The organism is uncultured Pluralibacter sp. (assembly GCF_913775985.1).
Taxonomy (GTDB): Bacteria; Pseudomonadota; Gammaproteobacteria; order Enterobacterales; family Enterobacteriaceae; genus Pluralibacter.
The window spans coordinates 14,838-40,669 of record NZ_CAJYMB010000129.1; the positions used below are offsets into that span (position 1 = coordinate 14,838).

Here is a 25,832-nt window from a genome sequence, read left to right on the forward strand (position 1 = left end):
GTCAGGCTGCGTCAGTAGCGGGCAGCGCGGAGGCCGGCAGGCCGAACAGTTTGTCAAAAATCCAGTTATACACGAAGGTGTAGCACGGGATTATCACGATCAGCGCGGCATCCAGCAGGAAAGCCTGCACCAGCGAGACGTTCATCCACCAGGCGATAAGCGGGATAAGGTACACCACCAGCGTCAGCTGGAAGCCAACGGCGTGCAGCAATCTGCGGCGAAAAGTGCGGGTGCGCGAGGCCTGGCGACTCTCCCACCACTCGAACAGGTAGTTATAAATAAAGTTCCAGCTTACGGCGATAGTGGTGATGATCATCGCCAGCGGGCCGGTGGAGGCCGGCTTGTGGCCGGACAGCAGCGCCAGTCCCAGGGCCGAGATCATCATGCCAATAAGTTCATAGGCGGTCACGTAGACCAGTTTTCGTTTAAAACCCTGCATGACATTCTCCGGTAATAAGCAGCGGGCGCTACAATACAGTCATTACCGCTGACAGAAAAAGTCAGTTAATATCAGTTTTATTGACAGGTGGCAGATCACTGCGGGAGACGTTTCCTAAAAGTTCCTGCCAGCGAAAACAACAGGTTCCCTGATGAATTTTTCCAGCGACAATATTGCGCTCTTTCTCGCCGTACTGGATCGCGGCTCCTTTTCCGCCGCGGCGCGGGCGCTCAGGCGCGTGCCGTCGGCAGTGAGCATGGGCATTGCCAACATGGAGGCCGAGCTGGGCTTCGAGCTGTTTGACCGCAGCCGGCGCGAACCGGTGCCGACGCCGCTGGCGCTGTCGCTTGCCCCGCACGCCCGGGCTATCGCCGCCCAGCTCAAGCAGCTGCAGATCCACGCGGTTGAGCTTTCCCAGGGGCTGGAAAGCACGCTCTCTATCGGCGTGGCGGCGGACATCAACAGCGCTTCGCTGCTGGCGGGGATCCGCCAGCTCTCCGAACGTTACAGCCTGCTGAATGTCGAAGTGCTTACCGCCCCGCAGGATGACGTACTGCATATGCTGCACCAGCAGCGTATCGCGCTGGGGCTGGTGTTCGGCGGTCTGAGCGTCAACAGCGCGGAGCAGCTGCAGCTGGTGGGCAGTGAATCGCTGGTGGCAACGCTATCGCCGCAGCATCCGGCATGGCGCGAAACGGACGGCGAGCTGTTTATTGAGGATCTGGTTAACGTGCGTCAGATCGTGGTGGCCAGCCGGGATCTGCCGGTGAGCGATTTGCGCCCTCGGGTGGCGGAGTTTTTCTGGCAAACCGACAGCCTGAGCACGGCGCTTAATATGGTGGAAGCGGGGCTGGGATGGGGAAACTTTCCGCTCTCCCTGACGCAGCCCCTGCTGGAGCAGGGCCGGCTGGTCAGGCTTAAGTTTAAAAATACCGATAATGCGCTACGCTTGCCGATGCATCTGGTGTGGCTAAAAAACCGGCCGCTGGAGCGGGCCGCCCGCGAGCTGGTGGCGCTGATGCAACGCGGCGCGGGCGACGATAATCATTCCGGGGGCAGGCAAACGCCGATACCGCCCAGGGCGCAGTAGCCATACGGGTTTTTATGTAAATACTGCTGATGATCGTCTTCGGCGTAGTAGAACGGCCTCGCGGAGGCAATCTCGGTGGTGATGGTGCGGGTATCCTTGCTGGCGTTCATTGCTGCCTGATAGCGCGCCAGGCTGGCCTGAGCCGCGGCATCCTGCTCCGGGGTCAGAGGATAAATAGCCGAGCGGTACTGGGTGCCGCGATCGTTACCCTGCTGCATACCCTGGGCCGGATCGTGATTCTCCCAGAACAGGTGCAGCAGCTGCTCGTAGCTGATAATCGCGGGATCGTAGACCACCCGCACGGCTTCGGCGTGGCCGGTTTGCCCGGAACACACTTCACGATAGGTTGGGTTTGGGGTGTAGCCGCCGCTGTAGCCCGCCGCGGTGCTGTAAACGCCGGGCTGCTGCCAGAAAAGGCGCTCGACGCCCCAGAAGCAGCCCATCGCAAACAACGCGACCGCCATGCCTTCGGGCACGTGGGTCATGGAGTGGCCGTTCACCGCGTGCAGCGTGGCAACCGGCATCTGGGTGTTGCGTCCTGGAAGCGCATCCGATTGAGCAACAATGTGTTTTTTATCAAATAGACTCACGGTGTAGCCTCCTGGAGGATTGAAAATAGCGTTGAGGTTGTCATGTTGCGCCAGTTTTAACACAATACGGCATGAGATATACGATACTCGGAACATAAGAGATATCAGGGCTGGCGTCATTTTTTCAATCGTCTGTGTTGATTTTTTGTTAAGTCGCGGACCGATCCGCGCATGTCCCCTGCGGCGTGGGAACAGGATATTTGGGAGATAAGGTGCCACAATTTCGCCAGCTATGTTGGGCCAGCCTGGTGCTGGTAAGCGGTGTCGCCGGAGCGGCGAACATTCGATTACAGGTTGACGGGCTCACGGGCGAGCTGCAAAAAAACGTCCGCGCTCAGCTATCCACCATTGCCAATGATGAAGTTACGCCGGATCGCCGCTTTCAGGCGCGCGTTGATGACGCTATCCGCGAAGGGCTCAAGGCGCTGGGATATTATGAACCGACCATTACCTTTGAGCTAAAACCCCCGCCGCAGAAGGGAAGACAGGTGCTGCTGGCGCACGTCACGCCCGGTGAGCCGGTACGCATCGGCGGCACCGACGTGATTTTTCGCGGCGGCGCGCGCAGCGACCGCGACTACCTCGATCTGCTCCAGAAGCGGCCGAAAATCGGCACCATCCTCAATCACGGCGACTACGACGGATTCAAAAAGGATCTGACCAGCGTGGCGCTGCGCAAAGGCTATTTCGATAGCGAGTTCAAGAAAAGCCAGCTGGGCGTGGCCCTCGACCGGCATCAGGCTTTCTGGGATATCGACTACGACAGCGGTCAGCGCTACCGCTTCGGCACGGTAACCTTTGAAGGTTCCCAGATTCAGGAGCGCTACCTGCAAAATCTGGTGCCGTTTAAAGAGGGCGACTACTACTCGTCGGCAGATCTCGGCGAACTCAACCGCCGCCTGTCCGCCACCGGCTGGTTTAACTCGGTGGTGGTGGCGCCGGAGTTTGATAAGGCGCGGCAGACCAAAGTGCTGCCGCTGCACGGCGTGATGTCGCCGCGTACGGAAAACACTATCGAAACCGGGATAGGCTACTCCACGGACGTCGGCCCGCGGGTGAAAACCACCTGGAAAAAACCGTGGATGAACTCCTACGGCCACAGCCTGACCACCAACCTCAGCCTTTCCAGCCCCGAGCAGCAGCTCGATTTTAGCTATAAAATGCCGCTGCTGAAAAACCCGCTGGAGCAGTATTACCTGGTGCAGGGCGGCTTTAAGCGCACCGATCTCAACGATACCGAATCGGACTCCACCACGCTTGCGCTCTCGCGCTACTGGGATCTCTCCAGCGGCTGGCAGCGCGCCATTAATCTGCGCTGGAGCCTTGACCACTTTACCCAGGGTGAAGTGACGGACACCACGATGCTGCTCTATCCGGGCGTTATGGTCAGCCGCACCCGCTCCCGGGGCGGGCTGATGCCGACCTGGGGCGACTCGCAGCGCTACTCCGTGGACTACTCCAACACCGGCTGGGGATCCGATATCGACTTCCTGGTGCTGCAGGCGCAGAACGCCTGGATCCGCACCCTGTGGGACAAGCACCGCTTCGTGATGCGCGGTAACCTCGGCTGGATAGAAACCAACGACTTCCAGAAAGTGCCGCCGGACCTGCGTTTCTTCGCCGGGGGCGACCGCAGCGTGCGCGGCTATGACTATAAATCTATCTCGCCAAAAGACAGCGAAGGCAAGCTGCGCGGTGCATCGAAGCTGGCGACAGGCTCGCTGGAATATCAGTACAACGTCACCGGCAAGTGGTGGGGCGCGGTATTTATCGACAGCGGCGAGGCAGTTAACGACATCAAGAAGAGCGACTTCAAAACCGGTACCGGCGTCGGCGTGCGCTGGCAGTCGCCGGTGGGGCCGATCAAGTTCGATATCGCCACGCCTATCGGCGATAAAGACAAGCACGGGATAGAGTTCTATATCGGTCTGGGGCCTGAATTATGAGTTTATGGAAAAAGATAAGCCTCGGCGTGCTGATTTTCGTGGTTCTGCTGCTGGGGAGCGTGGCGTTTCTGGTGGGCACCACTACCGGTCTCCATCTGGTATTCAAAGCGGCGAACCGCTGGGTGCCGGGGCTCTCTATTGAGCAGGTTACCGGCGGCTGGCGCGACCTGACTCTCAGGAATCTGCGTTATGAGCAGCCCGGCGTGGCGGTACAGGCCGGGCAGTTTCATCTGGCGGTCAATACCGGCTGCCTGTGGCACAGCAGCCTGTGCGTCAACGATCTCTCGCTGAGCGACGTTAATGTGGCCATCGACAGCAAGAAGATGCCGCCGTCGGAGCCGGTGGAAGAGGAAGATAGCGGTCCACTGAATCTCTCCACGCCGTATCCCATTACCCTGAGCCGGGTGGCGGTGAGCAAGGTGAACGTCAAAATTGACGACACGGCCATCTCGCTGATGGACTTTACCTCCGGCCTGAACTGGAAAGAGAAAGATCTCACCCTGACGCCAACCGAGCTGAAGGGGCTGCTGATTGCCCTGCCGAAAGCGGCCAAAGTGGCGCAGGAGCAGGTGATCGAACCTAAAGTGGACAAGCCGCAGCCGGACGAAAAGCCGCTCGGTGAAACCATGAAGGCGCTGTTCGACAAGCCGCTGCTGCCGGAAATGGAAAACGTCAGCCTGCCGCTGAACCTCAATATTCAGTCGTTTCGCGGCGAGCAGCTCCGGATGACCGGCGATACCGATCTCACCGTTTACCAGCTGCTGCTTAAAGTCAGCAGCAGCAGCGGCCATATGTCCCTTGATACGCTGGATGTGAACACCAGCCAGGGCACGGTTAACGCCACGGGTAATGCGAAGCTGCAGGATAGCTGGCCGGTGGATTTAACCCTCAACAGCACCCTCAATATCGACCCGGTGAAGGGCGAGAAGATCAAGATGAAAATCGGCGGCGAGCTGCGCAAGCAGCTTGAGGTCGGCATTAATCTCTCCGGGCAGGTAGACGCCAGCCTGCGCGCGCAGGCCAGACTTGCAGAAGCCGGACTGCCGTTCAATATGGAGCTGCAGAGCAAGCTGCTGTACTGGCCGTTTACCGGCGCGCGCCAGTTCCAGGCGGATAACCTGGCGCTGAAGCTCGGCGGCAAAGCCACCGACTATACCCTGTCGTTTAAAACCGCGGTGAAGGGCCAGGATGTGCCTCCCGCCAGCATCGCGCTGGATGCGAAAGGCACCGAGCAGCAGATCAATATCGATAAGCTTTCCGTTGCCGCGCTGGAGGGTAAAACCGAGCTGAAGGCGCTGGTGGACTGGCAGAAGGCGATCAGCTGGCGCGGCGAACTCTCTCTCAACGGCATCAACACCGCTAAAGAAGTCCCGGACTGGCCGTCAAAGCTGAACGGCATCGTGAAAACCCGCGGCAGCCTGTACGGCGGCAGCTGGCAGATGGAAGTCCCGGAGCTGAAAATTACCGGCAACGTTAAGCAGAACAAAGTTGACGTTGACGGCAAGCTGGCGGGCAACAGCTACATGCAGTGGAAAATCCCCGGCCTGCACCTGGCGCTGGGCAACAACACCGCGGATGTTAAAGGCGAGCTTGGGGTTAAAGATCTCAATCTGGACGCCACGATTAACGCGCCGGGACTCGACAACGCGCTTCCGGGCCTGGGCGGCACCGCAAAAGGGCTGGTGAAGGTGCGCGGCACCATCGACGCGCCGCAGCTTCTGGCGGACATCACTGCCCGCGGCTTGCGCTGGCAGGCGCTGAGCGTGGCGGACGTTAGCGTGAAAGGCGACGTTAAATCTGCCGAGCAGATCAGCGGCAGCCTGGACGTGAAGGTCAATGGCATTACCCAGCCGGACGTGAATATCCGCCAGGTGCTGCTTAACGCCAAAGGCAGCGAGAAAGATCACCGCCTGACGCTTCGGGTGCAGGGCGAGCCGGTCTCCGGCCAGCTGGATCTGGCGGGCAGCTTCGATCGCCAGGCGCAGCGCTGGAAGGGTTCCCTGAGCAACACCCGCTTCCAGACGCCGGTCGGGCCGCTGGCGCTGAGCCAGGCCATCGCGCTGGACTACCGCAACCAGGAGCAGAAAATAAGCATTGGCCCGCACTGCTGGGTCAACCCGAACGCCGAACTGTGCGTGCCGCAGACCATTGACGCCGGGGCCAGCGGCCGCGCGCAGATCAATCTCAAGCGCTTCGATCTGGCGATGCTTAAGCCGTTTATGCCGAAAGAGACGCAGGCCAGCGGCGTATTCAGCGGCAATGCGGACGTCAGCTGGGATACCACGAAGCCCGGCCTGCCCCAGGGGAAAGTGGCGCTCTCAGGGCGCAGCGTGAAAGTGACTCAGGTAGTCAACAACGCCGCGCTGCCGGTGGCATTTGATACGCTGAACGTTAATGCGGATCTGCACGACAACCGCGCCCAGCTCGGCTGGCTAATTCGCCTGACCAATAACGGCCAGCTGGATGGCAAGATTGATATCGCAGATCCGCAGGGGCGGCGTAATCTTGCGGGCAACGTCAACGTGCACAATTTCTCGCTGGCCATGATCAATCCCATTTTCGATCGCGGCGAAAAAGCAGCGGGCAAGCTCAACGCCAACCTGCGGCTCGGCGGCAACGTGCAGGCGCCGCAGCTGTTTGGCCAGCTGCAGCTGACGGATCTGGATATGGACGGCAACTTTATGCCGTTCGATATGCAGCCCAGCCGCATCGGCATGAGCTTTAACGGCACGCGCTCAACCCTGAGCGGCCTGATAGCCACGAAGCAGGGGCAGATCAACCTCAGCGGCAACGCCGACTGGTCGCAGATCGACAACTGGCGGGCCGAAGTGGCGGCGAAGGGCAGCAAGGTGCGCATTACTGTGCCGCCGATGGTGCGCCTCGACGTCTCCCCTGACGTGGTGTTTACCGCGACCCCGAGCCTGTTTACCCTCGACGGCAACGTGGACGTGCCCTGGGCGCGCATCGTGGTGCACGACGTGCCGGAGAGCGCGGTTGGCGTTTCCAGCGACGAAGTGATGCTCAACAACGATCTGCAGCCTGAAAAAGCGCAGACCGCGTCGATCCCAATCAACAGCAACCTGAATATCCATCTCGGCAATAACGTGCGCCTGAGCGCGTTCGGTCTTAAAGCACGCCTCGACGGCGATCTGAAAGTAGCCCAGGATAAGCAGGGGCTCGGCCTCAACGGCCAGATCAATATTCCGGACGGGCGCTTCCACGCGTACGGACAGGATCTGATCGTCCGTAAAGGCATCCTGCTGTTCTCCGGCCCGCCGGACCAGCCGAACCTGAACATTGAGGCAATTCGTAATCCGGACGCGACGCAAAACGACGTTATTGCGGGTATTCGGGTCACGGGCTCGGCCGATCAGCCGAAGGCGGAGATCTTCTCCGATCCGGCCATGTCCCAGCAGGAAGCGCTCTCTTACCTGCTGCGCGGCCAGGGGCTGGACAGCGAACAGAGCGACAGCGCGGCGATGACGTCGGCCCTGGTGGGTTTAGGGGTTGCGCAGAGTGGTCAGGTTATGGGTAAAATCGGCGAGACTTTCGGCGTCAGCAATTTAGCGCTGGATACGGCGGGAGTCGGTGACTCTTCCCAGGTGGTGGTCAGCGGTTATATCATGCCTGGACTGCAGGTGAAGTACGGCGTGGGGATTTTCGATTCTCTGGCAACCCTTACGCTACGCTATCGCCTGATGCCTAAGCTATATCTGGAAGCGGTGTCTGGCATAGACCAGGCGCTCGATCTGCTCTATCAGTTTGAGTTTTAGCAATGCGAATATTTGTTTACGGCAGTTTACGACGCAAACAAGGCAACAGCCACTGGATGACCAACGCCCAGTGGCTGGGCGATTACAGCGTGGAAAACTATCAGCTCTACAGCCTGGGCCACTATCCAGGCGCGGTGCCCGGCGAAGGCACAGTAGCAGGTGAAGTTTACCGAATCGACGCTTCGACGCTGGCCGAGCTTGATGCGCTACGTACAAAGGGCGGCGAGTATGCGCGCCATCTGATTCAGACGCCGTACGGCAGCGCGTGGATGTATGTCTATCAGCGCCCGGTTGAATCGCGCAAGCGAATCGACAGCGGGAACTGGCTCGACAGAGATCTGTTCTGAAATGCAAAACGCCAGCCCTCGGGCTGGCGTTTGTTTTTGCGTCTGGCGCGGATTACGGCTGTTCGTCAACCGGCGGAATGGCCGGCGCGGGGGCGACAGCAGATTTGGCTTCCAGATCGCTGATGCGCTGCTCCAGCAGCGCCAGTTTTTCGCGGGTGCGCAGCAGCACCTGCGTCTGGACGTCAAACTCTTCGCGGCTGACCAGATCCAGCCGGGTCAGCTGAGACTGCAGCACCTGGCGTACTTTCTTTTCAACGTCGTCGCCAAGATCGCGCAGCCCTTTAGGCATCGATTCGTGAACCTGGCGCGCAATCTGCTCAATTTTTTTCGCGTCAATCATTTCCGTTTTCCTGATTTATCGTGGTTATCGCTCATTGTAGCTTTTCTGGCGCCGTCTACATACTCAAAATCGGCAATGCCCCCTTAGCCAAAAATGTGTGAAGCTTATCCATTGCCGGAGATAATCAATAGCGTTATAGTTATCTCGCTTATTCTCAGGGCGGGGCGAAATTCCCCACCGGCGGTAAATCAACTCAGCGTTGAAAGCCCGCGAGCGCTTTGGGTCACCACCCAAAGGTCAGCAGATCCGGTGTAATTCCGGGGCCGACGGTTAGAGTCCGGATGGGAGAGAGTAACGAACTACGGGCTGAGCCCGCTCGCGTTATTTTTAAGCCGCTGGTCGGCACTCCTAAGACTGCCCTGATTCTGGTAACCATAATTTTAATGAGGTCTTTTACCATGAATCAGACGCTACTTTCCTCTTTGGGTACTCCGTTTGAACGTGTAGAAAATGCGCTGTCCGCGCTGCGCGAAGGTCGCGGCGTGATGGTGCTTGATGACGAAAATCGCGAAAATGAAGGCGACATGATCTTTGCCGCTGAAAAAATGACCGTTGAGCAGATGGCGCTGACTATCCGCCACGGCAGCGGTATCGTCTGCCTGTGCATCACCGAAGATCGCCGCAAGCAGCTGGATCTGCCGATGATGGTGGAAAACAACACCAGCGCCTTCGGTACCGGCTTTACGGTGACGATTGAAGCGGCGAAAGGTGTCACCACCGGCGTTTCTGCCGCTGACCGCCTGACCACCGTGCGCGCTGCTATTGCTGACAACGCTAAACCTTCAGACTTGCATCGCCCGGGGCACGTTTTCCCGCTGCGCGCGCAGGCCGGTGGCGTACTGACCCGCGGCGGCCACACTGAAGCGACTATCGATCTGGTGACGCTGGCAGGTTTCAAATCCGCCGGCGTACTGTGCGAACTGACCAACGATGACGGCACCATGGCCCGCGCGCCAGCGTGCATCAAGTTCGCTGCCGAGCACAACATGCCGGTGGTAACCATCGAAGATCTGGTGCAGTATCGCCAGGAGCACGAGCGCAAAGCCAGCTAACGGCGCCAGCGCGAAGATAACCAGCGCCGGGCATTATGTCCCGGCGTTTTGCTATGCGAAATCCATCGCCTGCAGCACCACCAGACTTAATCCCATCACCGACATACCGCATAATACGCCGTAGCTTGGATTGCTGTCAGGATCGATGGCTCTGGCCTGTGGCATCAGCTCGTCAACTGACAGCGCGACCATAATCCCCGCCACTGCCGCCATAATTGCCGCCATCAGCACCGGTGAGATCAGCGAGCCGAGGATAAGCCACGCCAGCACGCCGCCAAGAATTTCCGCACAGCCGGAGATGCCCGCCCAGAAAAGCGCTTTACGCTTCGATCCCGTTGCGGCGTACACTGGCCCGGCCACTGCCAGCCCTTCGGGTATATTGTGCAGCGCCACGGCCAGCGCAATGCCCAGCCCCAGCTCGATGTTGCTGCTGGCGGTGACGTAGGTGGCAATGCCTTCGGGGAAATTGTGCAGGCTGATACCGAGGGTGAGCAGAATCGCGGTGCGGCGAAGGTTGCGCGGCGAGGCGGAAGGTAAATCGTGGGGATGCGCGTGGGGCAGCAGCCTGTCGAGCGCGAAATAGCCCATCAGTCCCGCGACAAACATACCGTAGCCGAGCACCGGTGACATGCCCGGGGCATCCAGCGCCGCCGGCAGCATCTCCATCAGAGCGATAAGCAGCATGATCCCGGCGGCAAAGCCGAGCGAAAATCCGAGCAGGCGGGGCGAGGGCCTCTGACCAATAATACCCAGAAAAGCCCCGATGAAGGTGGCGCCGCCCGCAAGCAGCGTCAGGAGCAGAGGTATCGACATGCAGTCTCCATTGCGATGATGATTTTAACATTCCTGTCGGACTGCGGCGTTGCGCAGGCGACTCTTCAAGGGTAATGAGCGACACAGGTGAAAGCGAGAGGCCCGGTGACCATTTACCGGACCTTACATTCAAATTTACTGAAAATGTTTATCACGCTTATCTGCGTTTCATCGCGGCAAATCGGGTGTAGTGTTAATCAATCTGATTAGTCTGTTAAGGATTTCGCCATGTCTACCTCACGCATGCCCGCGCTTTTTATCGGCCACGGCAGCCCGATGAACGCGCTGGAAGATAATGTTTATACCCGCGCCTGGCGGCAGCTTGGCGATACGCTGCCGCGCCCTAAAGCGATTGTCGTGGTGTCCGCGCACTGGTATACGCGCGGCACGGGAGTGACGGCGATGGAAACCCCGAAAACGATCCACGATTTTGGCGGCTTTCCGCAGGCGCTGTATGACATGCACTATCCCGCACCGGGATCCCCCGAGCTGGCCCGGCACCTGACCGAGCTGCTTGCCCCGGTTCCTGTTGCGCTGGATAAAGAGGCGTGGGGGTTCGATCACGGCTCCTGGGGCGTGCTGATCAAGATGTATCCCAATGCTGATATCCCGATGGTGCAGCTCAGCATCGACAGCACTAAGCCGCCTGCCTGGCACCTGGAAATGGGCCGCCGGCTTGCCAGCCTGCGCGATGAGGGCATTATGCTGGTTGCCAGCGGCAACGTGGTGCACAACCTGCGCACGGTGCGCTGGCACGGCGAGAAGACGCCCTATCCATGGGCGGAGTCATTTAACAATTACGTGAAGGATAACCTGCGCTGGCAGGGTGACGATCTGCAGGCGCATCCGCTGGTCAATTATCTCGATCACGAAGGCGGTTCGCTGTCGAACCCAAGCGCAGAACATTTTTTGCCGCTGCTCTATACGCTCGGTACCTGGGATGGCAGCGAGCCCGTAACGATCCCGGTCGAGGGAATTGAAATGGGCAGTATCAGTATGCTGGCCGTGCAGGTCGGCTGATAAACAGCCCCTCTCCGCGACGGGAGAGGGGACGCATTACTCGACGAAAATGTGGGGATAGAAGCGTGACAGATCCTGAGTGATCAGCGCTCTGTCCTCGCGAATACCGATGCCGGCGGGCTTATCGTTAATCAGCCAACTGCCGATTAACGTGTAGCTGTCGCCAAATTTCGGCAGCTCGCAGAACTGCTGGACGATCATACCTTCTTCACCGTAGGGCCCTTCGACTTCTTCAAGCACCTTGCCGTTCTCAATAATCGAGACGTTGGCGCCTTCCCGGGAGAAAATTGGCTTAACGACATATTTCGCCATCTGCGGGTGGTCATCTTCGGCGAAATACGCAGGCAGCAGGTTGGGATGGTCAGGGAACATTTCCCACAGCATCGGCAGCAGCGCCTTGTTGGAGATGATGCTTTTCCACGCCGGCTCCAGCCAGCGCACACCGGCATCCTCAAGCTTGGTGGAGAATACCTCCCGCAGCATAAACTCCCACGGATAGAGCTTGAACAGGTTGCTGATAACCTGATCCTGCAGGTCCGTAAACTGGCCCTTTTCACCGAGGCCAATATCCTCGATATACAGGAACTCGCTGGCAATACCCGTTTCGCTGGCGCAGTCCTGCAGATATTGTACGGTGCCGCGGTCTTCCTCGGTATCGCGACAGCAGGCAAAATGCAGCAGATTAAAGCCGCTGTGCTCTTTCAGTTCGGCAAAGCGCTCAATCAGCTTTTCCTGCAGGCTGTTGAACTGATCGCTGCCTGCCGGAAGTTTCCCGGCGTTAAGCTGATCTTCCAGCCAGATCCACTGAAAGAACGCCGCTTCATACAGCGAGGTTGGCGTATCGGCGTTATTCTCCAGCAGCTTGGGTTCGCCTTTACCATCCCACGCCAGATCGAGGCGTGAATAGAGGGAAGGCTGCTGGGTTTGCCACGACTGGCGCACGAAGCCCCAGGTGTGTTTCGGAATGCGAAACTTCGCCAGCAGCTCATCGCTGGCGACCACGCGCTCCACCACCTTGAGGCACATCTGGTGCAGCTCGGCGGTGACGTCTTCCAGCTTCTCAACCTGCTCAAGGGTAAGCTTGTAGTAGGCGTCTTCACACCAGTACGGCTCGCCGTACAGGGTATGAAAATTGAAGCCATACTCGGTGGCTTTTTCGCGCCAGTCCGGGCGCTCGACGACAGAGACTTTTTCCATTGCCGTCAGCCGCCCATTGAGCGATGCGAGGAGCCAGAAGCCGAGCTGCGCTGCATGGCAGACTGCTTCGCCACGGACTCGCCAAAGCCGCCGCGGGTGACGGTGCTGGTGGTGGCCGGTTTAGGCGCCATCGCGGTTTTCGGTACCGTCATGGTACGACCCGGCTGCGCGGTGCCGTAGCCTTTGCCCGCGGCATCAGTGTATTTACCGTAGGCCGGGCTGGCCGGGTTTTTCGAGCTGAACAGCGGCTGCTGCTGGAAGCCCGCGCCGCCGCCCATCAGGCGACCCATCATGTACCCGGCCATCAGCGGCATCCAGAAGCTGCCCCCGCTGTGGTTTTCAGCCGACATGCCTGCCTGTGCCGGTGCCTGCTGGCACTGGCCTTCGCCGAACTCGGCGATACAGTCTTCGCGGCTGGCGTATTTCGGTGCGGTTTTTTCGGCTTCCTTCAGGGCGTTATTGTAGGACGCGGTACATTCCGCGCTCTTGCCGGGATTGGCGGCGGAGCAGTCGTCGGCGTTTTGATACAGCGAAACCGTCTCGTCGCTCTTTTCACAGCCTGCCAGCATAAAGACGGCGGTGATAGCCAGCGCGACAGGCGTTAAGTGGCGTGCGCCCCAGTTCTTGCGAAATGCGGCGTGATTAATTGTTTTTGTCCGTTTCATAATGTTCTTCCTGGACCCAGTGGTAGCGCTCAGGATAGTGGATGAGTGGTTGAAATTGAAGCGAAGGAGGGAGATAAGCGGTGGATCTTTACGTTGTCTTACGTTGATAGCGCAGAAGTGTGAAACGGGCCCGGAAGCAGATGCCGCCGGGCCTGCAACATTAATGACTGAACGGATTTCTGCCGGTAGTCGCGGTATGAGTGCGCGCCGCGGCCGGCTGAGCCGTCGCCGGAGCCATTCCTTCGCCGCCGTAGCCGTCAGCATTTGCGTTCTGCTGCGGGGTTTCCGGCGCAACGGTATCCGGCGCGGTCGGAACCGGTTTACCCAGCGAGCTGTTCAGCACGGCCAGATCGTTTTCATTCAGCGTGCCGAGTGCGGATTTCACGTTCAGCTGATTAATCAGGTAGTTGTAGCGAGCCTGAGACAGGTTTTGCTTGGCCTGATAAAGTGCGGAGGTGGCGTCCAGCACGTCAACGATAGTACGGGTACCAACCTGATAGCCTGCTTCCATCGCGTCTAAAGAGCTCTGGGAGGAAACAACCGCCTGTTTGTACGCTTCAACGCTGCTGAGCGAGGCGTTGACGTTGTTGAAGGAGGAGCGAACGTTCTGCACCACCGAGCGGTGGGCGCTTTCCAGCTGTTCGCTGGCGCCGACAAAGTTGTACTGCGCCTGTTTCACCTGAGACGTGACCGAGCCGCCGCTGTAGATCGGCAGGCTAAAGCTCAGGCCGATTTGGCTTTGGCCAACATTGCTATCACGGTAGCGCTGATTGCCTTCAAGGCCCCCTGTATTTTTGCCATGATATTTGGTATCAGTCACGCCTGAAGACGCGGTTAATCCCAGGGTCGGCAGGTGGCCGTCTTCAGCATAGCGAATCTGCTCGCGGGCCAGATCCTGGTTCAGGCGGGCGGTTAACAGCGCGAGGTTGCGCGCTTCCGCCTCTTTCAGCAGGCTTTTAACGGGCTGCGGCTTGTCCATTTTCAGGCGCTCGACGTTCAGTGAGGCCAGCTCCGGATAGTAGTTTCCGGTGACCTGACGCAGCTGCTCCACCGCGTTATCCAGGTTATTGCGGAAGGTAACTTCATTTGCCAGCACAGAGTCGTACTGCGAGCGGGCGTTCTGCACGTCGGTGATGGCGACCAGGCCCACGTTAAAACGCTGGGTGGTTTGATCTAACTGACGGTAAATGGCCTTTTTCTCAGCTTCAATATAGGAGAGCGAGTCGATGGCGCTCAGCACGTTGAAATAAGCGGTCGCGGCATTGAGGATCAGCGCCTGCTGATCGGTCTGGTAGCTCACGTCCTGCACGCCGGCGGCTTTTTCCTGCAGCGTCAGCGCGCGCCATTTTGACATGTCAAAAAGGGTCTGCGTTAATCGTAGTGATGCGTCAGCAGAATCGCTGTTTACGCCACTCTGCCCACGATTACCGTTGCTGTAAGTGTAATCGGCGCCTAAACCAAGCTGCGGCAACAGTGGGCTGCGTGCTTCATTGATTTTTTCGAACGCAGCGTCGCGGTCGGCGGCAGATTTACGAAGATCCGGGTTGCTCAGGCGAGCCTGCTTATAAACCTGCAGCAGATTTTCTGCATGGCTCAGGGCGCTGAACCCCGCCAGGCTCAGTCCGATAATAATGGGGAGCAATTTCTTCATTTGCATTCCTTGTTGCGAAGCATTTAGCGCTGATCTACTCAAAAATGACCGTTGATTGTACCAGAGGCAACTTGTCTGAAAAGTTGGCGTATTGTGCCATCTGGCGTTAATTTGCACCAATCTATCATAGTGTAATTAAAACAATAGCCAGTCCGGCTTAAAATCCATAATTTCATCACAACTGAATAGTTAGGGAACGCTGATGAATAAGATTAGTAAAAGTATCGTTGCCTATGGCAAAAATGATGTTGAAATTATCGCGCGAGAAACGCTCTATCGCGGCTTTTTCTCCCTCGATCTCTATCGCTTTCGCCACCGCCTGTTTAACGGCGAGATGAGCGGCGAAGTGCGGCGCGAAATTTTTGAGCGCGGTCACGCCGCCGTCTTGCTACCCTACGATCCTGTTCGCGATGAGGTTGTGCTGGTGGAGCAAATTCGTATTGCGGCCTGGGAAACCAGCGAAACCCCGTGGCTGCTGGAGATGGTCGCCGGCATGATTGAAGAGGGCGAGAGTCCCGAGGACGTGGCGCGCCGGGAGGCGGAAGAAGAAGCCGGCCTGAACATTGGGCGCGTGCATAACATTCTTAGCTATCTGGCAAGCCCCGGCGGTACCAGCGAGCGTCTGACCGTTCTGGCGGGCGAAGTGGACGCCAGCACCGCACACGGCATTCACGGTCTGGCTGATGAGAACGAAGATATTCGGGTTCATGTGGTAAGCAGGGAGCAGGCTTATCAGTGGGTAGAAGAGGGGAGAATCGACAACGCGGCTTCCATCATTGCTCTGCAGTGGCTGCAGTTGAACTATCAGAAATTACGACACGAGTGGACAACATGAAGCGTTATACGCCTGACTTTCCAGAAATGATGCGCCTGTGCGAAACCAACTTCGCCCAGCTGCGCCGCCTGCTGCCTCAAACCGACGCACCCGGCGAAACGGTAACCTATCAGGTGGGCAATGCACATTATCGACTAACCATCAGCGAGTCGACCCGCTACACTACGCTGGTTGAAATAGAGCAAACGCTACCCAAGGTCAGCTACTGGAGCCTGCCGTCCATGTCGGTACGGCTGTATCACGATGCGATGGTGGCTGAAGTGTGTTCAAGCCAGCAGATCTTTCGCTTTAAGGCACGCTATGATTATCCGAATAAAAAATTGCATCAGCGTGATGAAAAGCATCAAATTAACCAGTTTTTAGCCGACTGGCTAAGATACTGTTTAGCACATGGAGCGATGGCGATTCCGGTTTGTTAGCGTCAGAAACCTGAGGACGAAACCTAAGGACACCATTTGGAAAGCCTGTTAAACCTTCCTCTGGCTGGTGGGGCCAGGGCCAGGATATTGCAAATTACTGATACTCACCTTTTTGCGCAGAAACACGAGACGCTGCTGGGCGTAAACACCTGGGAGAGCTACCAGGCGGTTACTGCGGCTATCCGCGCCTCGCAGCGTGAATACGATTTGATCGTCGCCACCGGAGATTTAGCGCAGGACCACTCGTCTGAGGCCTACCAGCGCTTTGCCGAAGGGCTTGCGGATCTCGATGCGCCCTGCGTCTGGCTGCCGGGAAACCATGATTTTCAGCCCGCCATGTACAGCACGCTCTACAGCTCGGGGATTTCACCGGCCAAGTGCATTCAGGTGGGCGATAGTTGGCAGATTCTGCTCCTCGACAGTCAGGTTTTCGGCGTGCCCCACGGCGAGCTCAGCGATTTTCAGCTTGAATGGCTGGAAAACAGGCTCGCGGAGTGCGGCGAGCGCTATACTCTGCTTTTATTACACCACCATCCGCTGCCCGCGGGCTGCAGCTGGCTCGATCAGCACAGCCTGCGCAACGCCGGCGCGCTTGATGGCGTACTCTCCCGTTTTCCTCGCGTCAGCCATATTCTCTGCGGGCACATCCATCAGGAGATGGATGTGGACTGGAACGGCCGGCGCATGATGGCGACACCGTCAACCTGCGTTCAGTTTAAGCCGCACTGCGCAAACTTTACGCTGGATAGTGTTTCCCCCGGCTGGCGCTGGATAGATCTGCACGCGGACGGCACGGTGGTCACCGAAGTGTGCCGGCTTGACGGCGCGCAATTCAGGCCGGATACCGGCTCTGAGGGATACTGATGTCTGCGCTTCTCTATCTTCACGGTTTTAACAGCTCGCCGCTGTCGGCAAAGGCTACCGCGCTGAAGGCGTGGCTTCGCGAGCATCATCCGGCTATTGAGATGATTGTTCCCCAGCTTCCCGCCTATCCGGCAGAGGCGGCAGAGTGTATTGAGAAGCTGGTGATGGCCCACGGCGGAGAGCCGCTGGGCATCGTCGGCTCTTCGCTGGGCGGCTATTACGCGACCTGGCTCTCCCAGTGCTTTATGCTGCCGGCAGTGGTGGTAAACCCCGCCGTTCGCCCGTTTGAGCTGCTTACGGGCTATCTCGGTCACAACGAGAATCCCTACACCGGCGAACAATATGTGCTAGAGTCTCGCCATATTTACGATCTGAAGGTGATGCAAATCGACCCGCTGGAAGCCCCGGATCTTATCTGGCTCCTCCAGCAGACGGACGATGAAGTGCTCGATTATCGCCAGGCTGTAGACTATTACGCTCCCTGCCGCCAGACGGTAGAAGAGGGCGGTAATCACGCATTTATCGGTTTTGAAGATCATTTCACACAGATTATCGACTTTCTGGGCCTGCGCTAACGGGCCCTACTATTCGTGAAAAAACCATGACGCAATCTTATAACGCTGATGCCATTGAGGTACTCACCGGGCTTGAGCCGGTTCGCCGCCGCCCGGGGATGTATACCGATACCACGCGCCCAAACCACCTGGGCCAGGAAGTCATTGATAACAGCGTCGATGAAGCGCTGGCAGGCCATGCCAAGCGCGTGGAGGTAATTCTCCATGCCGATCAGTCGCTGGAAGTTATTGACGACGGCCGCGGCATGCCGGTGGATATCCACCCGGAAGAAGGGGTTCCGGCCGTCGAGCTGATCCTCTGTCGCCTGCACGCCGGTGGTAAATTCTCTAACAAAAACTACCAGTTCTCCGGCGGCCTGCACGGCGTGGGGATTTCGGTGGTGAACGCCCTTTCAAAGCGCGTGGAAGTTAACGTCCGCCGCGACGGGCAGATCTACACTATCGCCTTTGAAAACGGCGACAAAGTTGAAGATCTGCACGTGACCGGCACGGTGGGCAAGCGCAATACCGGGACCAGCGTTCACTTCTGGCCGGACGAAAGCTTCTTCGACAGCCCGCGCTTCTCGGTTTCTCGCCTGACGCACCTGCTGAAGGCCAAAGCGGTGCTGTGCCCCGGCGTCGAGATCGTCTTTAAAGACAAAGTTAACAACAGCGAACAGACCTGGTGCTACGCGGACGGCCTGAACGACTATCTGTCGGAAGCGGTTAACGGCCTGCCGCTGCTGCCGGAAAAACCGTTTGTCGGTACCTTTAAAGGGGAAACCGAGGCGGTCGACTGGGCGCTGCTGTGGCTGCCGGAGGGCGGCGAGCTGCTAACCGAAAGCTACGTTAACCTGATCCCGACCATGCAGGGCGGCACCCACGTTAACGGCCTGCGCCAGGGCCTGCTTGACGCGATGCGCGAGTTTTGCGAATACCGCAATATTCTGCCGCGCGGCGTGAAGCTGTCGGCGGAGGATATCTGGGACCGCTGCGCCTACGTGCTGTCGGTCAAAATGCAGGATCCGCAGTTTGCCGGACAGACCAAAGAACGTCTTTCTTCGCGCCAGTGCGCGGCGTTCGTTTCGGCGGTAGTGAAAGATGCCTTCTCCCTGTGGCTGAACCAGAACGTGCAGGACGCGGAATTGCTGGCCGAAATGGCCGTCTCCAGCGCCCAGCGTCGCCTGCGCGCGGCCAAGAAAGTGGTGCGCAAAAAGCTCACCAGCGGACCGGCGCTGCCGGGCAAGCTGGCGGACTGCACTGCGCAGGATCTCAGCCGCACCGAGCTTTTCCTGGTGGAAGGTGACTCCGCGGGCGGCTCCGCCAAGCAGGCGCGCGATCGCGAATATCAGGCGATCATGCCGCTTAAGGGTAAAATCCTCAACACCTGGGAAGTCTCTTCCGATGAAGTGCTGGCCTCGCAGGAGGTGCACGACATCTCCGTTGCGATTGGCATCGATCCGGACAGCGCCGATCTCAGCCAGCTGCGCTACGGCAAAATCTGTATTCTGGCGGATGCGGACTCCGACGGCCTGCACATCGCAACCCTGCTGTGCGCGCTGTTCGTCAAGCACTTCCGCGCGGTAGTGAAAGAAGGCCACGTGTACGTGGCGATGCCGCCGCTGTACCGTATCGACCTCGGTAAAGAGGTGTATTACGCGCTGGACGAAGAAGAGAAAGCGGGCGTGCTGGAGCAGCTCAAGCGCAAGAAGGGCAAGCCGAACGTGCAGCGCTTTAAAGGGCTGGGCGAGATGAACCCGATGCAGCTGCGCGAAACCACGCTCGATCCGAATACCCGCCGCCTGGTGCAGCTGGTGATCAACGACGAAGACGAGCGCCAGACTGACGCGATGATGGATATGCTGCTGGCGAAGAAGCGCTCGGAAGACCGGCGCAACTGGCTGCAGGAGAAAGGCGATATGGCGGATCTCGACGCCTGATTGCCAGACGTAAAAAAACCGGCGAATTCGCCGGTTTTTTTATGCGCTAATATCAGACGCCGGGCTGCAGGATGCGAATTTCCATCTCCAGCACGTCGCTTTTAGTCGCTTCGCTGAACGCCTTCATGTGCGGCGTGTTCAGGTGCGCTTCAAGATGCGCGATGCTTTCCCACTGCTCCACCATCACGATAGAGTCCGGCGCGGTGGTCTGAAAGCTCACGCCCGCGGCGGCGTCAACCAGCGGCGCGTAGCCGTGGCAGCCCGCTTCATTCAGCACGGTCGGAATGATTTTGGCAAACTGATCGAGCACGGCCTGGCGATGGTGCTGCCCAGGACGGGTACGGATCTCGGCAATAACAGTTAACATGATAAACGTACTCCTTTTTAATCAGAGCCTCAGTTAAGCAAAAATCTCGCTCAGATGCTTGCGATATTCTGCTACATGGCGCGGAACGTCGGGCATTTTTATCACGTCGTTAGCGATGTAGGTCGGCAGCGCTTCCATTCCCAGGAACTGGTTGGCTTTGTGGAACGGCAGATAGACACCGTCGACACCCACGCCGTGGAAGAACTGATCTTTATCAGTAAAGGCTTCCATTGGCGCGTTCCAGGTCAGGGACAGCATATAGGTTTTGCCCTGAATCAGGCCGCCGGAACCGTATTTTTTGCTGGCGTCGGAGCGGGTGCGGCCGTCGCTGGCGTACAGTGAACCGTGGCCTTCGGTGAACACGTCGTCGATGTATTTTTTAACCGTCCACGGCGCGCCCATCCACCAGCCCGGCATCTGCCAGATAACCGTATCGGCCCACAGGAAGTTTTCCACTTCGGCTTTCACATCATAGTCGCCGTCGGCACGGACGACGCGAACGTCGTGGCCGAGGTCGCGCAGGAAAGTCTCAGCAACCTCAGTCATGGTATCGTTCAGCTGGCCGTTAGAATGGCCGAATTTTTTAGCACCGTTAACAATCAGAATCTTTTTCATGGTTTGTCCTCAAACAACGCAATATGGACATATTTTAACCCGGCAGCGGATGTAATGAAATTAGCAAAATGTGCATAGTCTTTTGCTAAAAGAGCAATAATTGCGCTACCAGCTGATTTTTGCCACAAAGCCGCCCTCCGGGGCGTTCTCGAAGGTCACGTCCATGGCGTGCAGCGAGGCGATCCGGCGCACGATGGACAGCCCCAGCCCGCTGCCGGGTTCATCCTGTCCCGGCGGGCGGTAGAAGCGCTCGCCGATGCGGACAAGCTCCTCGGCGCTGACGCCGCGGCCGTTGTCGCGCACGGTAAAGCCGCGCGCGTCGAGATTTACGTCGACGACGCTGCCGCGCGGGCTGTAGCGCACGGCGTTATCCAGCAGGTTGCGCACCAGCAGCCCGAGCAGCAGCGGCTGGCCGGACTTGGTGGTGCTGCGGTCCGCGATATGCAGGCGCACCTCAATGCCCGCCTGCTGGGCGACGTGGTAAATATCCATCACCGACGATTCCAGCAGATCGGCCATGGAGATCTGTTCAATGTTGTCGAGCTGGGAAAGGGAGTCGAGGCGCGACAGGGTCAGCAGCTGCTCGACCAGGCGCGCGGCGCGATCGATGCCGATGTGCAACTGGGACAGGGCTTTTTCCAGTGCTTCCGGTTCATCCATCGACAGCTGGGCTACTTCAGTCTGCACTTTCAGCGCCGTCAGCGGGCTGCGCAGCTCGTGGGCGGCGTCGGAGGTAAAGCGCCGCTCGCGGGTCATCATCTCCAGAGAGCGGGTGAACAGCTGGTTCAGCGCTTCCACCAGCGGGCGAACTTCCCCCGGCACGCCTTTGGTGCTCAATGGTTCATCCACGTCCGGCGAGCGGTAGCGCAGGGTCTGGGTTAATTTCTTCAGCGGAGATAGCTCGCGGCTCAGCTGCATGGTCATCAGCAAAATCATCAGCGGCAGCGCCACCAGCCAGGGAATAAGCTGGCGGGTAATGATTTTCAGCGCCATCTCTTCGCGATATTCCCACTCCTGGCCGACCACAATATGGTATTTGCCGTCCGGGGAGGTTATCCACAGATAGCGCCATTCGTCCTCGTCGTTGTACATCGGGCCGTTAAAAAAACCGTCCTGGGTGTAGGAGTAGGGGATGTCCGGCCCGTTTTCGCCGTCGTTAATCACCATCCGCCCGTCGGTGGTGAACACTGCAAAGGTCAGGGCATCATCGTCCATGTGGGCGTGCTTGAGCTTTTTATTCGGCTGTAGATTCGGGCTTTTGACACTCTTCTCGTTGATGCTCATCACCACCAGGCGCTTGGCGAACAGAATCTGCTGGGTATCGAACAGCCGGTTGAGCTGCTTGGTGGTGTGGTGCCAGGCAAAGAAGCTGGCGCAGCCCCACGCCAGCATGGTCAGGATGATAAACAGCAGCGTCAGGCGAACCCGCAGACTCAGGTTGTTGAGGTAATTCATTGGTCACCCAGGGTGTAGCCGATGCCGTGAACGGTGCGAATGAAGCTGCTGCCTAGCTTGCGGCGCAGGTGGTGAACGTGAACCTCGACGGCGTTGCTGGAAACGTCGTCATCCCAGTTGTAGAGCTTCTCTTCAATCAGCTTGCGCGGCAGCACCCGGCCCGCGTTGCGCATTAGCAGCTCCAGCAGGGCGAACTCTTTCGGCTTCAGCAGTAGCGACTCGTCATTAAGCGTTGCCGTCAGGCTGTCGGGATTAAGCGTGACATTGCCGTGGCGCAGGGAGTTATTAGCCTGACCGTGAACCCGGCGGATCAGCGCCTCCAGCCGGGCGGCAACTTCGATCAGCGCGAAGGGTTTGCACAGATAGTCGTCCGCGCCGAGGCGCAGGCCCTCAACCCGCTGGGCCAGCGCGTCGCGGGCGGTGAGAATTAGCACCGGCTCGTTTTTACCCTTCTCCCGCCACTCGCGCAGGATCTCCAGTCCGTCGATACCGGGCAGGGTCAAATCAAGGATCACCGCATCGTAGGGCGCGCTGTACAGCGCGGCTTTCCCCTCTTCGCCGCGGGTGAACCAGTCGAGGGTAAACCCCATCTTAATAAGCCCGGCTTTAAGACCGTCGCCGATCAGCTTGTCGTCTTCTACCAGTAAAATGCGCATCCGTCCGCCTCCACAATAATCGCTGTTTGCGGTCAGTAAACCCGCGCAAAAGGCCGGTGTACAGCAAAAAAATCTTTTTTTCTGCTGTTAAGGAGTCGTTAAGTTCTATGCTGTTAACTAACACTCAAACACGATGAAGGGAGAAACAATCATGAAGAAGACTTTTGCTCTGGCAGCTATTGTAGCGTTAATGTCGGCCCCGGTATTTGCAGCCAACGCCGAAGGCGGTTTTTCCGGCCCGGGCGCGCCGACTTCAGCGCAGCAGCAGACCGGCGGTTTTTCCGGTCCTAACAGCAGCGTGACCACCGTCGATGCGGCGAAAAAGATGGCTGACGATGCCAATGTCACCCTGCGCGGTAACATTATTCAGCAAACGTCACACGATGATTACACCTTCAAAGACAGCACCGGCACCATCAGCGTCGAGATCGACCACAAGCGCTGGAACGGCCTGAACATCACGCCGAAGGACGTTGTTGAAATTCAGGGTGAAGTGGATCAGGACAAGCACGGCGTCGATATTGACGTTAAGCAGATCAAAAAAGTGAGCCAGTAACGTAACCACCGCCGCCGCAACCGCGGCGGCAGGCGCCTGCCCGTAGCTGATACGGCAAGCGTAGCCCCGCCGACGCAATCCCGCGCCGGCGGGGCTTTTTACTTTTCCCATCCGTCATTGCCACTGCTCCCGGCCCGCTGTACCACAGGCCTGGCCGGCGGCATCCTGTGACTCGCCAGACGAGATAGGGTATTATCGCCCGATGCTTGCCGGCGGCACTCCCGCGCGGCGTTTCGAGTGAGGAATCAATATTAATGAGCGATATGGCAGAGCGCCTTGCGCTACATGAATTTACGGAAAAGGCGTACCTCGACTACTCCATGTACGTCATCATGGATCGCGCGCTGCCCTTTATCGGCGACGGCTTAAAACCCGTTCAGCGCCGCATCGTATACGCCATGTCCGAGCTGGGCCTGAGCGCCAGCGCGAAGTTTAAAAAATCGGCCCGCACCGTGGGTGACGTGCTGGGTAAATATCATCCCCACGGCGACAGCGCCTGCTACGAAGCGATGGTGCTGATGGCGCAGCCGTTCTCCTACCGCTATCCGCTGGTAGACGGGCAGGGGAACTGGGGCGCGCCTGACGATCCGAAGTCTTTCGCCGCGATGCGCTACACCGAATCCCGCCTCTCCAAATATGCCGAAGTGCTGCTGGCAGAGCTGGGGCAGGGCACCGTTGACTGGACGCCAAATTTCGACGGCACGCTGCAGGAGCCGCGTACGCTCCCGGCGCGCCTGCCGAACATTCTGCTGAACGGCACCACCGGTATCGCCGTGGGTATGGCCACTGACATTCCGCCGCACAACCTGCGGGAAGTGGCTAACGCAGCAATGGCCCTGATTGAGCAGCCGAAAACCACCCTCGACGAACTGCTGGATATCGTGCAGGGCCCGGACTATCCCACCGAGGCTGAAATCATCACGCCCCGGGCGGACATCCGCAAAATCTACCAGAACGGCCGCGGCTCGATTCGCATGCGCGCGGTGTGGAGTAAAGAAGACGGCGCGGTGGTTATCTCCGCGCTGCCGCACCAGGTATCCGGCGCGCGCGTGCTGGAGCAGATTGCCTCCCAGATGCGCAATAAAAAGCTGCCGATGGTGGACGACCTGCGCGACGAGTCGGATCACGAAAATCCAACGCGGCTGGTGATTGTGCCGCGCTCCAACCGCGTGGACATGGAGCAGGTAATGAACCACCTGTTTGCCACCACCGATCTGGAAAAAAGCTACCGTGTTAACCTGAACATGATCGGTCTGGACAACCGTCCGGCGGTGAAAAACCTGCTGGAGATCCTCACCGAGTGGCTGTCGTTTCGTCGCGACACCGTGCGCCGCCGCCTTAACTATCGTCTGGAGAAAGTGCTCCGACGCCTGCATATCCTGGAAGGTTTGCTGGTGGCGTTTCTCAATATCGACGAAGTGATTCATATTATCCGCACCGAGGACGAGCCGAAGCCGGTGCTGATGTCGCGCTTTGACATCAGCGAAACCCAGGCGGAAGCCATCCTCGAGCTGAAACTGCGCCACCTCGCCAAGCTGGAAGAGGTGAAAATTCGCGGCGAGCAGAGCGAGCTGGAAAAAGAGCGCGATAAGATTCAGGCCATCCTGGCTTCCGAGCGCAAGATGAATACCCTGCTGAAGAAAGAGCTGCAGGCCGACGCCGACGCATTCGGCGACGATCGCCGCTCGCCGCTGCGCGAGCGCGAAGAAGCGAAGGCAATGAGCGAGCACGATATGCTGCCGTCCGAGCCGGTCACTATCGTGCTGTCGCAGATGGGCTGGGTGCGCAGCGCCAAAGGCCACGATATCGACGCCAAAGGGCTGAGCTACAAAGCGGGCGACGGCTGGAAGTCATCGGTGAAAGGCAAGAGCAACCAGCCGGTAGTGTTTATTGATACTACCGGGCGCAGCTACGCCATCGATCCGATTACGCTGCCGTCGGCGCGCGGCCAGGGCGAGCCGGTCACCGGCAAGCTGACGCTGCCGCCGGGCGCCACCGTCGAGCACATGCTGATGGAAAGTGACGAGCAGAAACTGCTGCTCGCCTCCGATGCCGGCTACGGTTTTGTCTGCACCTTCAAAGATCTTGAGGCCCGCAACCGGGCTGGCAAGGCGCTGATTAACCTGCCGGATAACGCGCAGGTTATGCCGCCGCTGGTAATCGAAGATGAAACCGACATGCTGCTGGCCATTACCCGCGCCGGACGTATGCTGATGTTCCCGGTCAGCGATCTGCCGCAGCTGTCGAAAGGCAAGGGTAACAAGATTATCGGCATTCCGTCCGCCGATGCCGCCAGCGGCGCGGACGGGCTGGCGCATCTGTACATCCTGCCGCCGCAGAGCACGCTGACCATCCACGTCGGCAAGCGCAAGATCAAGCTGCGTCCGGAAGAGCTGCAGAAAGTCACCGGCGAGCGCGGACGCCGCGGCACGCTGATGCGCGGCCTGCAAAAAATTGATCGTATCGATATTGATTCGCCGCTGCGTCCCGGCGCGGGCAATAGCGAAGAGTAAACGTCCCGGCCCCTGCTGCGGCAGGGGCTAATAAAATTTGCTGTAAAATCGTTGTTAATTCGTGCGCTGCGATTAACAATAGCGTTTTCAGAGACCTGCCTGTCATACTGTCTCCGCCGGTATATAATTCTAAGC

General features: G+C 58.5%; 24 protein-coding genes and 1 riboswitch. Of the genes, 13 read left to right on the forward strand and 11 right to left on the reverse strand.

The genetic code is table 11. The annotated features are described in order from the left end of the window. Position 1: 1 nt before the first annotated feature. Positions 2-439, reverse strand: a complete 438-nt coding sequence (locus tag QZ766_RS15755; RefSeq protein WP_297203550.1) for a PACE efflux transporter — start codon at positions 437-439, stop codon at positions 2-4. 151 nt (positions 440-590) lie between these two features. On the opposite strand from QZ766_RS15755, the gene QZ766_RS15760 reads away from it, so the two are divergent. Next, on the forward strand, positions 591-1,529 hold the full coding sequence (locus QZ766_RS15760; protein ID WP_297203552.1) for a LysR family transcriptional regulator: 939 nt from the start codon (positions 591-593) through the stop codon (positions 1,527-1,529). On the opposite strand, the gene msrA is transcribed toward QZ766_RS15760, so the two are convergent. After that, positions 1,484-2,119 (reverse strand): peptide-methionine (S)-S-oxide reductase MsrA, encoded by a 636-nt coding sequence (gene msrA, locus QZ766_RS15765; RefSeq protein ID WP_297203554.1) that lies wholly within the window; start codon positions 2,117-2,119, stop codon positions 1,484-1,486. The genes QZ766_RS15760 and msrA overlap by 46 nt on opposite strands. Positions 2,120-2,331: 212 nt before the next feature. On the opposite strand from msrA, the gene tamA reads away from it, so the two are divergent. From tamA to QZ766_RS15780, 3 genes are read left to right on the forward strand one after another with little or no spacing between them, the layout of a single operon-like run. Then, on the forward strand, positions 2,332-4,065 hold the full coding sequence (tamA, locus tag QZ766_RS15770; RefSeq protein ID WP_297203556.1) for an autotransporter assembly complex protein TamA: 1,734 nt from the start codon (positions 2,332-2,334) through the stop codon (positions 4,063-4,065). Next, complete coding sequence (locus QZ766_RS15775) at positions 4,062-7,838, forward strand: translocation/assembly module TamB domain-containing protein (RefSeq protein ID WP_297203558.1); 3,777 nt, start codon at positions 4,062-4,064, stop codon at positions 7,836-7,838. The genes tamA and QZ766_RS15775 overlap by 4 nt, the downstream gene beginning before the upstream one ends. Positions 7,839-7,840: 2 nt before the next feature. Next, positions 7,841-8,185 (forward strand): gamma-glutamylcyclotransferase, encoded by a 345-nt coding sequence (locus tag QZ766_RS15780; protein WP_297203560.1) that lies wholly within the window; start codon positions 7,841-7,843, stop codon positions 8,183-8,185. Between the two features lie 52 nt (positions 8,186-8,237). Here QZ766_RS15780 and QZ766_RS15785 read toward each other — a convergent pair whose 3' ends face one another. After that, positions 8,238-8,525, reverse strand: a complete 288-nt coding sequence (locus tag QZ766_RS15785) for an accessory factor UbiK family protein (RefSeq protein WP_297203562.1) — start codon at positions 8,523-8,525, stop codon at positions 8,238-8,240. Between the two features lie 146 nt (positions 8,526-8,671). Continuing rightward, positions 8,672-8,822: riboswitch (FMN riboswitch) on the forward strand. A 101-nt stretch (positions 8,823-8,923) separates the two neighbouring features. Here QZ766_RS15785 and ribB point away from each other — a divergent pair. Beyond that, positions 8,924-9,577: a 3,4-dihydroxy-2-butanone-4-phosphate synthase gene (gene ribB, locus QZ766_RS15790; RefSeq protein ID WP_297203563.1), complete on the forward strand. Its 654-nt coding sequence runs from the start codon at positions 8,924-8,926 to the stop codon at positions 9,575-9,577. A gap of 51 nt (positions 9,578-9,628) precedes the next feature. Here the strand turns inward: ribB and zupT are convergent, their stop codons facing one another. After that, positions 9,629-10,390: a zinc transporter ZupT gene (zupT, locus tag QZ766_RS15795; protein ID WP_297203565.1), complete on the reverse strand. Its 762-nt coding sequence runs from the start codon at positions 10,388-10,390 to the stop codon at positions 9,629-9,631. Between the two features lie 228 nt (positions 10,391-10,618). Between zupT and ygiD the strand changes: the two genes are divergently transcribed. Further along, positions 10,619-11,410 carry a 4,5-DOPA dioxygenase extradiol gene (ygiD, locus tag QZ766_RS15800; protein ID WP_297203567.1) on the forward strand — a complete coding sequence of 264 codons (792 nt, stop codon included), beginning with the start codon at positions 10,619-10,621 and terminating at the stop codon, positions 11,408-11,410. Positions 11,411-11,446: 36 nt separating this feature from the next. Here the strand turns inward: ygiD and QZ766_RS15805 are convergent, their stop codons facing one another. The 3 genes from QZ766_RS15805 to tolC all read right to left on the reverse strand — a co-directional run bounded on the left by QZ766_RS15805 (position 11,447) and on the right by tolC (position 14,923). Beyond that, positions 11,447-12,607, reverse strand: a complete 1,161-nt coding sequence (locus QZ766_RS15805) for a glutathionylspermidine synthase family protein (RefSeq protein ID WP_297203569.1) — start codon at positions 12,605-12,607, stop codon at positions 11,447-11,449. A gap of 5 nt (positions 12,608-12,612) precedes the next feature. Next, on the reverse strand, positions 12,613-13,272 hold the full coding sequence (locus QZ766_RS15810; protein ID WP_297203571.1) for a DUF1190 family protein: 660 nt from the start codon (positions 13,270-13,272) through the stop codon (positions 12,613-12,615). Positions 13,273-13,432: 160 nt separating this feature from the next. After that, positions 13,433-14,923, reverse strand: coding sequence for an outer membrane channel protein TolC (gene tolC, locus QZ766_RS15815; RefSeq protein WP_297203573.1), 1,491 nt, complete (start codon positions 14,921-14,923; stop codon positions 13,433-13,435). A 202-nt stretch (positions 14,924-15,125) separates the two neighbouring features. Between tolC and nudF the strand changes: the two genes are divergently transcribed. Genes nudF through parE form a run of 5 tightly spaced genes read left to right on the forward strand, consistent with a single transcriptional unit; the run spans position 15,126 to position 19,535 of the window. Further along, the gene (gene nudF / locus QZ766_RS15820; RefSeq protein WP_297203575.1) at positions 15,126-15,758 is read left to right on the forward strand and encodes an ADP-ribose diphosphatase; all 633 of its coding nucleotides are present in this window, start codon (positions 15,126-15,128) and stop codon (positions 15,756-15,758) included. Next, positions 15,755-16,177: a DUF1249 family protein gene (locus QZ766_RS15825; RefSeq protein ID WP_297203577.1), complete on the forward strand. Its 423-nt coding sequence runs from the start codon at positions 15,755-15,757 to the stop codon at positions 16,175-16,177. The genes nudF and QZ766_RS15825 overlap by 4 nt, the downstream gene beginning before the upstream one ends. Before the next feature lie 36 nt (positions 16,178-16,213). Continuing rightward, a complete protein-coding gene (gene cpdA, locus QZ766_RS15830; RefSeq protein WP_297203579.1) occupies positions 16,214-17,041 on the forward strand; it encodes a 3',5'-cyclic-AMP phosphodiesterase in 828 nt (275 codons plus the stop codon). Next, positions 17,041-17,616, forward strand: coding sequence for an esterase YqiA (gene yqiA / locus QZ766_RS15835; RefSeq protein WP_297203581.1), 576 nt, complete (start codon positions 17,041-17,043; stop codon positions 17,614-17,616). Before cpdA ends, yqiA begins: the two co-directional genes overlap by 1 nt. Before the next feature lie 26 nt (positions 17,617-17,642). Then, positions 17,643-19,535 (forward strand): DNA topoisomerase IV subunit B, encoded by a 1,893-nt coding sequence (gene parE / locus QZ766_RS15840; protein WP_297203583.1) that lies wholly within the window; start codon positions 17,643-17,645, stop codon positions 19,533-19,535. 52 nt (positions 19,536-19,587) lie between these two features. Here the strand turns inward: parE and QZ766_RS15845 are convergent, their stop codons facing one another. The 4 genes from QZ766_RS15845 to qseB form a co-directional block, all read right to left on the reverse strand. Next, positions 19,588-19,902 (reverse strand): putative quinol monooxygenase, encoded by a 315-nt coding sequence (locus tag QZ766_RS15845; protein ID WP_297203585.1) that lies wholly within the window; start codon positions 19,900-19,902, stop codon positions 19,588-19,590. A gap of 33 nt (positions 19,903-19,935) precedes the next feature. Next, positions 19,936-20,517 carry an NAD(P)H-dependent oxidoreductase gene (locus QZ766_RS15850; protein ID WP_297203587.1) on the reverse strand — a complete coding sequence of 194 codons (582 nt, stop codon included), beginning with the start codon at positions 20,515-20,517 and terminating at the stop codon, positions 19,936-19,938. Positions 20,518-20,622: 105 nt separating this feature from the next. Further along, positions 20,623-21,972 (reverse strand): quorum sensing histidine kinase QseC, encoded by a 1,350-nt coding sequence (qseC, locus tag QZ766_RS15855; protein ID WP_297203589.1) that lies wholly within the window; start codon positions 21,970-21,972, stop codon positions 20,623-20,625. After that, positions 21,969-22,628: a quorum sensing response regulator transcription factor QseB gene (gene qseB / locus QZ766_RS15860; RefSeq protein WP_297203591.1), complete on the reverse strand. Its 660-nt coding sequence runs from the start codon at positions 22,626-22,628 to the stop codon at positions 21,969-21,971. The genes qseC and qseB overlap by 4 nt, the downstream gene beginning before the upstream one ends. 151 nt (positions 22,629-22,779) lie before the next feature. On the opposite strand from qseB, the gene QZ766_RS15865 reads away from it, so the two are divergent. Both QZ766_RS15865 and parC read left to right on the forward strand, forming a co-directional pair. Beyond that, complete coding sequence (locus QZ766_RS15865; RefSeq protein WP_297203593.1) at positions 22,780-23,184, forward strand: YgiW/YdeI family stress tolerance OB fold protein; 405 nt, start codon at positions 22,780-22,782, stop codon at positions 23,182-23,184. Between the two features lie 254 nt (positions 23,185-23,438). Next, entirely contained in the window at positions 23,439-25,697 is a 2,259-nt protein-coding gene (parC, locus tag QZ766_RS15870) for a DNA topoisomerase IV subunit A (RefSeq protein WP_297203595.1), read from the forward strand. Positions 25,698-25,832 lie beyond the last annotated feature (135 nt).